This is a genomic window from uncultured Anaerococcus sp. (assembly GCF_963510575.1).
GTDB lineage: Bacteria > Bacillota > Clostridia > Tissierellales > Peptoniphilaceae > Anaerococcus.
Window position 1 is genome coordinate 1 of sequence record NZ_CAUPFR010000035.1, and the last position, 14,301, is coordinate 14,301.

The following is a 14,301-nucleotide window of genomic DNA, read 5'->3' on the forward strand; positions in this document are numbered from 1 at the left end:
TTCTGGCTTCTGCACCAACGTTAGAGTTTTCATCAGCTTCATCAGTAATTGATCTAAGATTTTCTTGGTCTGGACCAAGTTTTTTATCTAGAGATTCACCACCGTTGTCCTTATTTTCTTCTCTAATTTTCTTGTCAAGATCATCATTACCTCTGTATTGATTTGCATTTGAAATTTTTTGATTTGTCATAATATCTCCTTTTCATAATTCAACTATGCATTTCTTATATATCTATAATACTATAAAACGAAAAATATTACAATCATTTTATTAGTTAGATTCTTCTATTAGACTAATAATTCTAAGTACAACTTGGCTTGCTTTTTCCATATGTTCAATAGGAATTAATTCGTAGATACCGTGATAATTCATACCACCTGTGAAAATGTTTGGACATGGTAATCCCATAAAAGATAATTTAGACCCATCTGTGCCTCCTCTAATAGGATTAACAAGTGGCTTTATATCAAGCTCTTCCATAGCCTTTTTGGCATAATTAACTATATCCATGTGATCTTTTATAACATCCCCCATATTGTAATAGCTATCAGAAATTTTCACATCTATAATATTTCCATATTTTTTATTTAAGAAGTCAGCGTTGTCTTTAATTTCTTCTTTCATTCTTTCAAAAATTTCTCTATCATGATCACGAATTATATATTCCATTTTTGTTGTTTCTATATCGCCTTGAATTTTAAGTAAATGGAAAAAGCCCTCATATCCTTCAGTATGCTCAGGACGTCTTACATAACCTAATAACCTATCAAATTCATTAGCGACTGTTATAGAGTTAATCATTGTGTTTTTAGCTGATCCTGGGTGGATGGACTTGCCGTGAATAGTTATTTTTGCATCGGCAGCATTAAATGATTCGTATTCTAGCTCACCAAGGATTCCGCCATCAACTGTGTATGCAAAATCTGCATCAAATTTTTTGACATCAAAGCTATCACAACCAGTACCAATCTCTTCATCTGGTGTAAAAGCAATTCTAATCTCTCCATGTTTAAAATCTGGATTGTTTACTATATATTCAACTGCATTCATAATTGCAGCTATACCAGCCTTGTCATCAGCACCTAGTAAGGATTTACCCCTTGTTGTAATTAGTCTTGTGCCCTTTAATTTCTCTAAATAAGGGAAGTCCTCAACTTTTATAGATTTTTCTTCATTTAGTTTGATATCTCCACCTTCATAGTTTATGATTTGTGGGTCATCAATTTTACCATACATCTCTGGAGACGTATCCATGTGCGAAATAAAACCAATTTTTGGAAGTTTTTTTTCTGTATTTGCAGGTATCTTTGCAAAAACAAAGCCTTCTTTATTTACATCTGCACTTATACCCAATTCTTCTAATTCTTTTTTCAATTCTTTTGCAAGAACAAGTTGTCCTTCAGTAGATGGTTTTTGGACTTCACCTTTATCTGGGTCACTCTTGGTATCAAAAGTAATATACTTTAAAAAACGTTTTGTTATATTTTCCATATTCACTCCTTTCTTATATTATACTTGTAATTGTAAACTCTAGCTAAAATTGGTATATTAATTTAAGAAGGTGAGTTAAATGAAAAATTATGTTTTAAAAATAAAAACCGATGGACAAATCCCATCATATGGTACAGAGTGTTCTGCTGGTATTGATTTATATTGTAAAACCAATCAGGATATTATTATAAAATCAAAAGAAACAGTTAAAATCCATACAGGTCTATATGTAGAGATTCCTGAAGGATACTTTGGAGCAGTTTATCCAAGATCTTCAACAGGTGTCAAAAAACACCTTATGCTCGCTAATACTGTTGGTGTAATAGATTCTGATTATAGGGGAGAACTTATGATTTTTTTCTATAATTATGGTGATAAAGAACAAGTAATAGAAAACGGCGATAGACTAGCTCAACTTGTAATTCAACCATATTTAAGATGTGAGATACAAAAAGTAGAAGAGCTCTCAGATAGCGAAAGAGGCGAGGGTGGATTTGGCTCAACAGGTAAATAGAAATCATGAATAGGTTTTATAAGAAAAATAAGTACAATCTATTTCTTTTAGTTATATTTATCATTTTTATTATATTATTGGGTATTTTTATAAAAGCCAAAATAAATGATATGAATATGGCTAAGTATGAAAATGATATTGTTATAATTAAAGGAAATGGTGATGAAATTACATCTTACTCAATAAAAGAGCTAAAGAAGAAGGCTGGAAGCAAAAAAGAAGTCTATATAAATAATGGACTAGAAAAAGTAAAAGTTGAAGGCGTATCACTTGAGAAACTAATAGGAAACTTGGATTATAATTTAAGGGAAAGACCAGTTATTTCTATTGAAGATGCAGATGGAAATTCTAATAGATTTCCAATGTCAATTGCTTTAGAAGTTGATAGGGTTTATTTAGTTTATAGGATAGATGGTGAACCAATTGTTCAATACAACCCCTCATATGGGTCTCTTGTAGTAATAGACACTACAACTAAGAGTGCAAATAGCTGGATTACAAATGTAAAAACTCTCAATATCCAATAAATATGCTGTTACAAAAATGTGACAGTTTATTTTATTAAGATAAGAAAAAGGTGACTTATGACTAGTAAATTTAAATACGAAAAATTAACACCTATGCTTAGACACTATGTAGACGTTAAAAATGATTTTAAAAATGCAATTCTTCTATACAGGGTGGGTGATTTCTATGAAACCTTCTTTGATGATGCAATTATAACTGCTAAGGTTTTGTCTTTAACACTAACAGGAAAGGAATGTGGTCATGTGGATAGGGCTCCAATGTGTGGAGTACCACATCACGTGATAGATACTTATGTAAATAGACTTGTAAAAAAAGGATATAAGGTGGCCCTATGTGATCAAATTGAAGATCCTAAAGAAGCTAAGGGACTTGTTAAAAGAGCTATAACCAGAGTTATCACTCCTGGAACTCTTACAGATATGGAGTCCTTAGAAAATAAAGAAAATAACTATTTGCTATCGATTTTTGAAAATGAATATGGTCTAGCAATGGCATATTGCGATATTTCTACAGGAAAACTTGTTGGTCTTGAAATAAAGACCCTAAGTCAGAATGTAGGTAAAAAAGCTATTGACCAGATAGAAAAGATTAGTCCATCAGAAATAGTTCTTACAAGTAATTTCGATAATGAAGACATAAAGAAATATTTAAATATAAATAATCAAATATTTATTAATTATATAGACTTTTCAACAGACTATGAAAATAGGGTTAAAACAGTTTATAATTACTTAGGCAAAGAAAATTTAAAGAAAATAGAGGATAAAAGACTAATAATTTTAGCCTTAGCTAATCTCTTGGACTATATATATAAATATTATGAGGAGAAACTTGATCATATAAATAATATTGAAATAATAAAAATCAATGAATTTATGGAAGTTGAGGCAAATACAAGGAAAAACCTAGAACTTACAAGAAACTTATCAACAAATAATAAGGAAAATAGTCTTATTTCTATCCTTGATAGGGCAGATACTGTCATGGGTTCTAGAATGATTCACGATTGGCTAGAAAGACCTTTAATAGATAAGGAAAAAATAAATAGGAGATTGGACCTGGTGGAGGCTTTTTATAGAGATAATATTTTATCTAGAAATGTTTCTAACTTGCTAGATAGTGTATATGATTTAGAGAGAATCCTAGCTAAGATTTCATATAAAAGAGCAAACGCCAGAGACATCATCTCTCTTAAAAACTCTTTAAGGGATATTCCTAAGCTAAAAAATATACTTACTGAGTCAAAAAACGTATTGATAAAAAACCTAGGAATAAACTTACCAGATATAGAAGATATATTTAAATTAATCGATAAGGCAATAGTGGATGAACCGCCAATCAATATAACCGAAGGTGGTATAATTAAAAATCAATTTGATAAAGCCCTAGATGATCTCAAAGAAATGGCTAATTCTGCTGAAGATAAGCTAATTGATTATGAAAATAAACAAAGAGAAGAAACGGGTATAAAAAACCTAAAGGTTATCTATAATAAAAATAACGGTTATTCAATTGAAATCACAAAGTCTAATATTGATAAAATCAATCCATCATATATAAGAAAACAAACTTTAAAAAATCAGGAAAGATACACAACTGAAGACTTAGAGAGTATTTCCTCTATGATTCTAAATGGCAAAGATAGAATAAATCTATTAGAATATGAAATATTTAATAGGATTATTGATCAAGTTCTTGATTCCACATTAAGACTTCAAAGCTTATCCAAAATGATTGCCAATATTGATAGTCTCAATTCTTTTGCTAAAATTGCACACAAGTACTCCTATTGCAGACCAATTATATATGATTCAAATGAAATTCATATAAAAGATGGTAGACATCCAGTGATTGAAATAAACCTTAATGAGAATGAATTTATTGCCAATGATACAGATATAGGTGAGGATGATAATTTAATCCAGATTATAACAGGACCAAACATGGCTGGTAAATCTACTTATATGAGACAAATGGCCCTTATAATTATAATGGCACAGATAGGTTCGTTCGTACCTGCTACTTCAGCAAAAATTGGCATTTGTGATAAGATTTTTACTAGGATTGGTGCTAGCGATAATATTTCAAAAGGTGAATCTACTTTCATGCTTGAGATGAACGAAGTATCTAATATAATTAAGAATTCAACAGATAAATCTTTTGTAATACTCGATGAAGTTGGCAGGGGAACAAGTTCTGATGATGGTTTGAGTATAGCCATGGCTCTTGTAGAATATTTATCAAAGAATAAAAAGGTAAAAACAGTTTTTGCGACACATTTTCATGAACTAACAGTTTTAGAAAATGAACTAAAAAACGTTGTAAATCTTAAAATAGAAATTTTAGAGGAAAACAATAATCTTGTCTTTTTAAGAAAAATTTCACGAGGTAAATCGGATAGGTCTTATGGGATTGAAGTAGCTAAGATGAGTGGTCTTCCTGATGAACTACTTAAAAATGCTAAGAATATTATGGATAAACTTTCAAATAATAATTTTCTTGATGTAAATAAAAGCGAAGAAATTAAAAATTCCTTGGAAGATATAAAAGAGAAAAAAATTAATCATTTAAAAAAACTTTCAGATAAGATAAATATAAATGAACTAACACCACTTGAGGCTATGAACCAATTAAATATTCTTATAGAAAAAATAGGTGAAATATAATGTCTATAATTAAACTTGATAAAGAAACAGTTGAAAAAATAGCCGCTGGTGAAGTAATAGAATCTCCCATATCTATTATAAAAGAGTTGGTTGAAAATTCGGTTGATGCCGGCAGTAAAAACATAACTGTTGAGATAAAAAATGGTGGAAAAACTTATATAAGAGTAACTGATGATGGTAGTGGGATAGGAAGGGATGAAATTGACCTTGCTTTTCAAAAACACGCTACAAGTAAAATACGCAAGTTTGATGACCTATATTCAATAGCATCTCTAGGCTTTAGAGGCGAAGCACTTCCTAGTATAGCATCTGTTAGTAAGGTGGTAGCTATTTCTAAAACTGAAAGAGAACCTATTGGCACAAAACTAGACCTAAGTAGCAAGGAAATAAACAAAACTTCAATAGCAACAAACAAGGGAACAAGCATCATAGTTGAGGATTTGTTTTTTAACATGCCTGCTAGAAGGAAATTTCTAAAATCTGATATGGTAGAAGCCAATAAAATAAGTAGGTTAATGTACGCATTTGCTATTGGTTATAAAAATATTTCATTTAAATTTATAAAGGACGATAGGATAGAGTTTCAATCAAACCCTAATTTAGGTTTGAAATTAAAGATCTCTGATTTACTCGATAATTTACTTGAAGAAAATCTTATTGATATAGCTGCTAAAAATTCTTCGTATAAAATAGAGGGGGAGATTTGTCTACCAAGCTATTACAGAGGTAATAGGTCTATGCAATATATATTTGTTAATGACAGACTTATCGAGGACGCAGATATAACAAAAACAATAGAATATCAATATCATGGATTAATCCCACAAGGAAGATTTCCGGCCTTTTTCCTGTTTATTTACACAGATCCAAAGAATATAGATGTTAATATTCACCCAAATAAAAAGCAAGTAAAGTACTCCTATGAAGATGAGCTTTTAGAATTAATTAGTGAAAATCTTAGAATTTTATTAAAGTCAAATCAAGAAATAAATACAATTAATATTAAGGAAAATAAAAAAGAAGAATTTTTAGATTTTACCGATTATAAAGCTATATTAGATAAGTATTCACCATCGAATAATCTTGTCAGAGAAGATGAAAACTCCTACAATACAAATAAAGAAGGAGAAAATTTCTTTAAAAGTGGTAAGTCTTTAGACTATAATTTTTTAAAAGAAAACGACGAAGATTTAAAAGTTAAGAAAGAATCATTCATTAGTAATATTGATATACCAACATATAAAACATCGATATTTAAAAGATATTCTATATTTGAAGATAAAGACAAACTTTATATTTTAGACCATAGAAAAGCTGAAGAAAAAATAAAAATGTCTAAATTTATGAAAGACTTTGAAAATAAAGAAGTAGCGAGCCAACTACTCCTCGATCCTATAAAGATTAATTTGAATCGATTCGATATCGATAAATATGAAAAGAAAAAAGACTTATTTAAAAGATTAGGTTTTGATATAGAATTATTGTCTAGTAGTTCACTTATTATCAGAGAAATTCCTTTAATATTTGACATGCCAGAAGATAATAAATTCTTTTATGAAATCTTAGATTTATCTGATGAAATTAATAATGATTTTTTTACCAGAAAACTTAGAAATATAGTCAAGAGTCTCTCTTTTAGGAAGGGAGATGTTATTAATGAAAATGAAGCAAAAGAGCTATATAAAATGCTTATGAATGAAGAAAATCCATATAAAACTTACGATGGAAAGCCTACAATTATTTCATTAGTGGATAAAGATTTGGAGAAATATTTTGAAAGATAAACTAATAATTATTACCGGACCTACAGCAAGTGGGAAAAGTGATATTGCAATAAATATAGCAAAAAAAATTGAAGGAGAAATCATTTCCGCGGACAGTCAACAAGTTTATAGAGAAATGGACATTGGGACTAACAAGATATCTGATCCCAATATAGTAAATCATCATTTATTAAATGTAGTAGACCCTAATGAAGAATTCACCGTTGATGATTTCATGAAAAGTGCAAAAGAAATAATTTCTATACTAAACTCCAAACATATTATACCAATCGTAACAGGTGGGACAGGATTTTATATTGATTCTTTGCTATTTAATATGAACTACGGTCAGGTAAAAAAAGATAAATATACAAGACTTGCCCTACAGGAATTAGCTAATACTTACGGAAATGATTTTTTATACGAAAAACTTATAGAAATAGATCCCGATACAGCGAAAAAATATCATCCTAATGAATTAAATAGGATTATTAGAGCGCTTGAAATATATGACAGTACAGGGAAAAAGCCTTCAGAAATTCGAACTGGAGAAAGGGTATTAAATAAGGAAATTGACCCGATTTTGATATTCCTTAATTATAAGAATAGAGAAATTCTTTATAATAGGATAAATGATAGGGTGATAGATATGGTTGACCATGGCCTTATTGAAGAATTTAAGTATTTAATTAACAAGTATAGGTTAGATGAAGATTCTCAGTCAATGGCAGCGATTGGTTATAAAGAAATTTTTCCTTTTATACGAGGCGAAATAAGTCTTGATGAAATGATTAGCCTGATTCAAAGGAACACCAGAAGATATGCAAAAAGACAAGTTACCTGGATGAAAAGATATTTAAATTATCCTTTTACTAGAGAAATTATTATGGATGATTTAAGCAAAGATGATGCTACGATGATTATTGAAGATTTAATAAAGGGTATGTATGAATTTTAAAGACGTTTATAAAAATTATAATATTGACATAAATTATGATGATTTAATAGAAGAAACAGAGAGGAAATTAGAGGACATTTTTAAAAAACATGAGAAAATTGCAGAGTACAACCAATACAAGGTATTAAAAGCCTTCAATGAAAATTCTTTGCAATCTTCTGACTTTGGCTTTGCTACTGGATACGGATACGCAGATACAGGACGAGATAAGGTGGAGGCTATTTTCTCTTCAATATTTAAATCAGAAGATAGTTTGGTAAGGCCTTCGATTGTTTCAGGGACACATGCTTTATCAATAGTTTTATTTTCCTTATTAAACTATGGCGATAAACTTTTATCAATAACAGACGATCCCTACGATACCATGCAACAAGTGATAGGTATATCCGGAAATAAAAAAGGCACTTTAATTGAAAAAGGTATTTTATACGATAAATTAGAGCTTGACCAAAATAATAAAATTCAATATGACAAGATACAAGACAAAATAGATCAAGATACTAAATTAGTTTTAATTCAAAGATCAACTGGCTATACTCAAAGAAGAGCTTTTACAATTGCTGAGATTGAAAAAGCTATAAATGAAATAAGAAAAGTTTCTAAAGATGTTATTATTTTTATAGATAATTGTTATGGCGAATTTACCGAAACTAAAGAACCAATCGAAGTTGGAGCTGATATTGTTGCTGGTTCTTTAATAAAAAATCTTGGTGGTGGGATTGCAATCACAGGCGGCTATATTAGTGGTAAAAAAGATTTAATCGAATATTGTGCCAATACTCTTACTGCACCAGGAATAGGTAAAGATGAAGGACTAAGCTTTGGAACACATAGGCTGGTCGTAGAGGGATTATATTTTGCTCCCCATATTGTTAAGGAAGCTATAAAAGTAGCCTTGCTATTTGCTGGTATTTTTAAAAAATTAGGATATGAAGTTACACCTGATATTGAGGATCCTAGATCTGACGTTATTTTAGCAATAAAATTAAATGACCCAGAAAAATTAAAAACATTTTGTAAGGCTATCCAAGAAGCCTGCTCAGTTGATTCAACATTTATTCCCGAAGCTTATCCTATGCCAGGCTATGAAGATCCAGTCATAATGGCTGCTGGTGGCTTTGTAGAAGGTGCTACATCGGAATTGTCTGCTGATGGCCCACTAAGAGAACCATACATGGCTTATCTACAAGGTGGTCTTAACTACTACCACGGTAAACTTGCCCTAAAAATTGTTTTAGACAGGTTTGCGAAAAATAATTTTTTATAAAAACAAAATCGTTCTAATTTTAATGTTAGAACGATTTTTAAATTAAAATTCTAATTCTGATAGGGGATTTTTATTTACTGCATTTTTCAAATCTTCATCGTCAAGATGGGTGTAAATTTGTGTTGTTGACACGGAAGTGTGGCCTAAAATATCTTTTAATGCTCTTATATCAACGTCACCATACTTATACATAAGTGTTGCAGCAGTATGTCGTAATTTGTGGGTTGAGTAAACATTTGTATCAAAACCCGCTTTTGCTAGATATTTGTCTATTGTTGATTGAACAGCTCTATTTGAGATTCTTTTTTTACGTGTGGAAATAAATAGGGCGTTTAAACTATCGTCTCTTAAGTATTCTGACCTGATAATAATATAATTATTAATAAGATCTTGGCAATTTTTTGTTAGATAGATTGTTCTTTCTTTATTACCCTTGCCAATAATATTGAAACTATCCTTATTAACATCAGCTAAATCAATTGAAACAAGTTCTGATAGTCTCATTCCTGTAGTAAGAAAGGTAAAAATAATGGCCATATCTCGGGCTCTAAGAAAAGAGTTTTTCTCCTTGCTTATAATATCGAGTAGTCTTTCTGTTTCACTTAGAGTCAGATAAACAGGTTGCCTTTGGCTAATTTTAGGATTTGATAATTTATCTGCAATATTTGTATTTATAACTTCAATTTCACTATACATATATTTATAGAAAGATTTTATAGCGGAAATTTTTCTAGATCTGGTAGTAGCAGTGTCGTTTTTGTCGTTATCAAGGTAGGAAAGAAAAGCATAAAAATCTTGGATTGATAGTTTTTCAAAAAAATCAGCATCTATAAAATAATTAACTTTTTTATAATCAAAATCATTTTTGTAATTTTTAGCATTTTGGTTATAAATTTTCCTTATTATTTGATATTCTATAAACATCTCAAGATCATAAGCGTATTCTTTGATTGTAGATTCAGAAAGACCCTTAATTGACTTTAAATAATTTAAGTAATCATTTAACAAGAGAGGCCTAATAAATTCTGCCATTAAATTCTCCTTAAAATAAAATGCGAAGATGTATATTAAATATATGTGAGTTTATTAATAGTCTATAAGAAAATTATACCCATTATAATCAAAAAAACAAATTATTGCACAAAATCGTTATTTTGTGCAATAATTTTAGTGGATATACTCCTGTCTTTTTAGTAGTAATTTGTGTATATTACAATTTTAATATTAAATTGAATTTCACTATTATTATTAAAATATTTATTATCGAATTATTATTTTTTCTACAAATCACCTGCAGATATATTTTTTATAAAATTTCTTAAAAAACCGACGCTTTATTTTGCGATTTAAGAGATTTTATTTTTTTGCTAGTACAATTGCACCTCTATTTAAAGTAATTAAAAACTGCCATCATTGTAATGGCAGTTTGCTTAGTAATTATTTTGCATAATCTATCGCTTTGGACTCTCTTAATAAATTTACTTTTATTTCACCAGGATATTCTAATTCATTTTCAATTTTCTTTGCAATCTCTCTAGCGATTACAACCATTTCATCATCAGAAATTTTATCAGGTTTTACTAAGATTCTTAATTCTCTACCTGCTTGTAGTGCGAATGATTTTTCGACACCATCAAATGAATTAGCAATTCTTTCTAGGTTTTCTAATCTCTTAATGTAGTTTTCTAGACTTTCACGTCTAGCACCCGGTCTTGCCGCACTTATAGCATCAGCGGTTTGGACTAGGATTGATTCTACACAATTAGGCTCTACATCACCATGGTGTGATTCGATAGCGTTTATAACGTATTTATTTTCACCATATTTACTTGCGGCTTCTACGCCTAAGGCTACGTGAGTACCTTCTTGTTCTTGGTCAATTGCTTTTCCTAAGTCGTGGAGTAAACCACCACGCTTTGCTAACTGACTATCAGCTCCTATTTCATCGGCTAACATTCCAGCAAGTAATGCAACTTCTACGGAATGTTTTAAGATGTTTTGACCATAAGATGTTCTAAATTTCATCTTACCGATTAGTCTATTAAGTTGAGGATGTATGTTTATAATTCCAACAGTTTCAGCAGCAGCTTCACCATCTTCGATTATTCTAGCCTCAACTTCATCGCTTGCCTTTTGTAATACTTCTTCAATCCTAGAAGGATTTATTCTTCCATCTTGAATTAATTTTTCTAAGGCAACCTTTGCAATTTCACGTCTAACCGGTTCAAAACATGATATAACTACAGCTTCAGGAGTATCATCAATAATAAGGTCAACACCTGATGCTTGTTCGAAAGCCCTTATATTACGACCTTCACGTCCTATAATACGACCTTTCATTTCATCATTAGGTAGGGAAATTACAGAAACAGTATTTTCTGCAACTTGCTCTGGAGCAAATCTTTGTATAGTAGTCGCAAGAATCTCTGTTGCTATTTTTTTACTTTCCGCCCTAACTTTTTCCTCAGCTTCTTTAATCATCCTGGCTGATTCGTGGATAGTTTCAGATTTCACTCTAGCTAAAATTATTTCCTTAGCTTCATTGTTGGTTAGTCCAGCGATATTTTGTAACTCCAACTCTTGTTGTTCTATTAACTTGTCAATTTTTTCTTCTTTTTGTTTTAACTTTTTCTGATCACTAGAGATTTGATCGGATTTTTTGTCAATCAATAAAGATCGATTGTCTAAACTTTCTTCTTTCTTAATCAAGCGAGCTTCTCTTTTATTAAGGTCATTTCTGGCTTGATTTAGCATTTCTTCATTTTCAGATTTCAATTTTGATATTTCATCTTTAGCATCAATAAGAGTTTCTCTTCTTAATGCTTCTGCTTGTTTGTTGGCATCATCTATAATTTGCCTACTTAAATTTTCAGCACCACCGATTACAGATTCACCAATTTTCTTACGATAAAGATAGCCAAAATAAAAAGCTAACAATACGAAGGCGACAACTATGATGAGAACAACAATTGGATTCATATTATTTAACATCATATCACCTCCAATAATACGGAATTTTAATATTCCACTATATATTATACCATTTAATTATAATTATACGAAAAAGTTTTCTTATTTTCACGATATAAAAAAAGTAGCATGAAAACTACTTTTTATGAGGAATAATCCTAGCAGGGGAGCCAACTGCTGTTGAATTACTAGGTACATCTGTTAAGACGACAGAATTAGCACCTATCTGACAATTATCTCCGATTTTAATATTGCCCAACAATACTGCACCGGCACCAATCATTACTTTATTGCCTACGGTTGGGTGTCTTTTAACTTTTTTATTTGTAACAGCTCCAAGTGTTACAGAATGGTAAATGAGAACATCGTCCCCTATTTCGGCTGTTTCTCCAATCACAACTCCCATTCCGTGGTCTATGTAACATCTACGCCCAATTTTAGCTCCAGGATGAATTTCAATTCCAGTCTCCATTCTAGATTTATAGGCAATTTCCTGAGCTTCGTATAATTTGCCTTGTAGATACAATTCATGGGCTAAGTAGTGGGACAATAGCGCTTTTATTCCAGCAGAGAAGAGGATAGCTTCCTCTTCACTTTTAAGTGCTGGGTCATTTTCTAATGCATTTTTTATTAATTCTTCTTTATACTCATTATAACTGATCATTTTCGTATAGGTCGGTTGATAGGTATCTCTCTCCAGTATCAGGTAAAACAGTTACCACAACCTTTCCTTCTCCTAATTTATCTGCAATTTCAATAGCACCTACAACATTTGCACCAGAAGAAATACCAACAGCTAGTCCTTCATCTTTCGCAAGTTGTCTTGACATATTAATGGCATCATCACTTTTAACATCAACAATACCATCTAAAATATCAAAATCTAAGTTTTTTGGTATAAAGTTTCCGCCTATACCTTGGATTTTATGGCTAGCAGCTTTACCACCTGATAAAAGTGGGCTTTCGGCCGGCTCTATGGCAAAAATTTTTGTATCTGCATTTACTTCTTTCAATCTTTTGCCTGTACCTGTAACGGTACCACCTGTACCCACTCCTGCGATAAAGGCATCAGGAGTGATTTCTGCAAGGATTTCAGGCCCAGTTGTTTCATAATGGGCTTTTATATTGGCAGGATTTGAAAATTGATCTGGGAAGAAATATCCGTTTTCTTCAGCGAGTTCTTTAGCCTTATCTACAGACCCTTGTAGGGCACCCTCTGTAGTTCTAATAACTTTAGCTCCATAAGCCATGGCAAGTTTTGCCCTTTCAATACTCATTGATGCAGGCATTGTTAAGATTAGTTTATAACCTTTAGCTGCAGCTAGTGCTGCTAAGGCTACTCCTGTATTCCCACTAGTAGGTTCTACTATTGTGCCACCTTTTTTTAATTTTCCTGATTTCTCAGCGTCTTCTATCATATATAGGGCTATTCTGTCTTTAATAGAGCCTGCCAAGTTGTTTTTTTCTACTTTGACATAGATATCAGCTCTTCCTTCTTTTTTTAATGAGTTTAATTTTAAAAGAGGAGTGCCTCCTATTAATTCTGTTGAATTGTATTTAATCATGTAAAACTCCTTTATTAGCTAGGAAAAATCTTAGCTAGTTCGCTTATTTTTTAATAAGTTGTTTTAATTCCGACACATGTACTATACTATAAAACTCATGCTTTTAAAATATTTTATAAAAAAAGAGCCGTTGACTTATGAAAATCATACTAATATTATTATGGAATCGTAGAAATTTTACATAAAACTGTCTCTATGCTAAATAAAAATTCCTTCTAAAATCCACATGTAATCGGATGATAAAGCTCATAACTTACAACAACTCTTTTATATTTTATTTTCGAAATAATTATTAATTTAATAACTGATTTATAAGCTAATTAATATGCAATTGGTGCTTTGCCCTCTTTTCTAAGTTCATCTAACTGTTTTATAGCAAAAGCTTTTTCTTTAGCAGGCGCTTTTGCATTTTTTCATTTTGGTTATTCCAAAAATATTTGTATAGGCATCATCAGCCCAGAATATATTCCTCTTAAAATCTGCTGTTATGAGTGCATAAATTGGAATTAATAGATTTACAAATGCAAATGGGAAAAAACTTATAGGGCTTACACCTAAGGTTTTCATTTGATAAGCTC

The 14,301-nt window shown here is 30.8% G+C and carries 12 protein-coding genes and 1 pseudogene; 6 read left to right on the forward strand and 7 right to left on the reverse strand.

Annotated elements, in window-relative coordinates; genetic code table 11:
* Both RQ907_RS04005 and pepT read right to left on the reverse strand, forming a co-directional pair.
* Window positions 1-190 (reverse strand): elastin-binding protein EbpS (locus RQ907_RS04005; protein WP_311492106.1); only part of this gene is annotated, 190 nt, incomplete at its 3' end.
* 81 nt (window positions 191-271) lie between these two features.
* Window positions 272-1,492, reverse strand: a complete 1,221-nt coding sequence (gene pepT / locus RQ907_RS04010) for a peptidase T (protein ID WP_311492107.1) — start codon at window positions 1,490-1,492, stop codon at window positions 272-274.
* Between the two features lie 79 nt (window positions 1,493-1,571).
* Between pepT and dut the strand changes: the two genes are divergently transcribed.
* The 6 genes from dut (at window position 1,572) to RQ907_RS04040 (ending at window position 9,188) form a co-directional block, all read left to right on the forward strand.
* On the forward strand, window positions 1,572-2,006 hold the full coding sequence (dut, locus tag RQ907_RS04015; RefSeq protein WP_311492108.1) for a dUTP diphosphatase: 435 nt from the start codon (window positions 1,572-1,574) through the stop codon (window positions 2,004-2,006).
* Window positions 2,007-2,116: 110 nt separating this feature from the next.
* Window positions 2,117-2,533 (forward strand): hypothetical protein, encoded by a 417-nt coding sequence (locus tag RQ907_RS04020; protein ID WP_311492109.1) that lies wholly within the window; start codon window positions 2,117-2,119, stop codon window positions 2,531-2,533.
* A gap of 57 nt (window positions 2,534-2,590) precedes the next feature.
* On the forward strand, window positions 2,591-5,200 hold the full coding sequence (mutS, locus tag RQ907_RS04025; protein ID WP_311492110.1) for a DNA mismatch repair protein MutS: 2,610 nt from the start codon (window positions 2,591-2,593) through the stop codon (window positions 5,198-5,200).
* Window positions 5,200-6,984 carry a DNA mismatch repair endonuclease MutL gene (gene mutL, locus RQ907_RS04030; protein WP_311492111.1) on the forward strand — a complete coding sequence of 595 codons (1,785 nt, stop codon included), beginning with the start codon at window positions 5,200-5,202 and terminating at the stop codon, window positions 6,982-6,984. Before mutS ends, mutL begins: the two co-directional genes overlap by 1 nt.
* Window positions 6,974-7,921, forward strand: coding sequence for a tRNA (adenosine(37)-N6)-dimethylallyltransferase MiaA (miaA, locus tag RQ907_RS04035; RefSeq protein WP_311492112.1), 948 nt, complete (start codon window positions 6,974-6,976; stop codon window positions 7,919-7,921). Before mutL ends, miaA begins: the two co-directional genes overlap by 11 nt.
* On the forward strand, window positions 7,911-9,188 hold the full coding sequence (locus RQ907_RS04040) for a methionine gamma-lyase family protein (RefSeq protein ID WP_311492113.1): 1,278 nt from the start codon (window positions 7,911-7,913) through the stop codon (window positions 9,186-9,188). Before miaA ends, RQ907_RS04040 begins: the two co-directional genes overlap by 11 nt.
* A gap of 42 nt (window positions 9,189-9,230) precedes the next feature.
* On the opposite strand, the gene RQ907_RS04045 is transcribed toward RQ907_RS04040, so the two are convergent.
* The 5 genes and pseudogenes from RQ907_RS04045 to RQ907_RS04065 all read right to left on the reverse strand — a co-directional run.
* On the reverse strand, window positions 9,231-10,220 hold the full coding sequence (locus RQ907_RS04045) for a tyrosine recombinase XerC (RefSeq protein WP_311492114.1): 990 nt from the start codon (window positions 10,218-10,220) through the stop codon (window positions 9,231-9,233).
* Between the two features lie 405 nt (window positions 10,221-10,625).
* Window positions 10,626-12,167, reverse strand: a complete 1,542-nt coding sequence (gene rny / locus RQ907_RS04050; protein ID WP_311492117.1) for a ribonuclease Y — start codon at window positions 12,165-12,167, stop codon at window positions 10,626-10,628.
* Between the two features lie 127 nt (window positions 12,168-12,294).
* Entirely contained in the window at window positions 12,295-12,822 is a 528-nt protein-coding gene (gene epsC / locus RQ907_RS04055; RefSeq protein ID WP_311492115.1) for a serine O-acetyltransferase EpsC, read from the reverse strand.
* Window positions 12,809-13,723: a cysteine synthase A gene (cysK, locus tag RQ907_RS04060; protein ID WP_311492116.1), complete on the reverse strand. Its 915-nt coding sequence runs from the start codon at window positions 13,721-13,723 to the stop codon at window positions 12,809-12,811. The genes epsC and cysK overlap by 14 nt, the downstream gene beginning before the upstream one ends.
* Before the next feature lie 320 nt (window positions 13,724-14,043).
* A pseudogene (locus RQ907_RS04065) lies at window positions 14,044-14,301 on the reverse strand (Na+/H+ antiporter NhaC); the annotation flags it as partial.

What these genes read in the sequence shown, in the direction of transcription:
- pepT (WP_311492107.1), bottom strand. Translation starts at nt 1,492, where the DNA reads ATGGAAAATATAACAAAACGTTTTTTAAAGTATATTACTTTTGATACC.
- dut (WP_311492108.1), top strand. Translation starts at nt 1,572, where the DNA reads ATGAAAAATTATGTTTTAAAAATAAAAACCGATGGACAAATCCCATCA.
- RQ907_RS04020 (WP_311492109.1), top strand. Translation starts at nt 2,117, where the DNA reads ATGAATATGGCTAAGTATGAAAATGATATTGTTATAATTAAAGGAAAT.
- mutS (WP_311492110.1), top strand. Translation starts at nt 2,591, where the DNA reads ATGACTAGTAAATTTAAATACGAAAAATTAACACCTATGCTTAGACAC.
- mutL (WP_311492111.1), top strand. Translation starts at nt 5,200, where the DNA reads ATGTCTATAATTAAACTTGATAAAGAAACAGTTGAAAAAATAGCCGCT.
- RQ907_RS04040 (WP_311492113.1), top strand. Translation starts at nt 7,911, where the DNA reads ATGAATTTTAAAGACGTTTATAAAAATTATAATATTGACATAAATTAT.
- RQ907_RS04045 (WP_311492114.1), bottom strand. Translation starts at nt 10,220, where the DNA reads ATGGCAGAATTTATTAGGCCTCTCTTGTTAAATGATTACTTAAATTAT.
- rny (WP_311492117.1), bottom strand. Translation starts at nt 12,167, where the DNA reads ATGAATCCAATTGTTGTTCTCATCATAGTTGTCGCCTTCGTATTGTTA.
- epsC (WP_311492115.1), bottom strand. Translation starts at nt 12,822, where the DNA reads ATGATCAGTTATAATGAGTATAAAGAAGAATTAATAAAAAATGCATTA.
- cysK (WP_311492116.1), bottom strand. Translation starts at nt 13,723, where the DNA reads ATGATTAAATACAATTCAACAGAATTAATAGGAGGCACTCCTCTTTTA.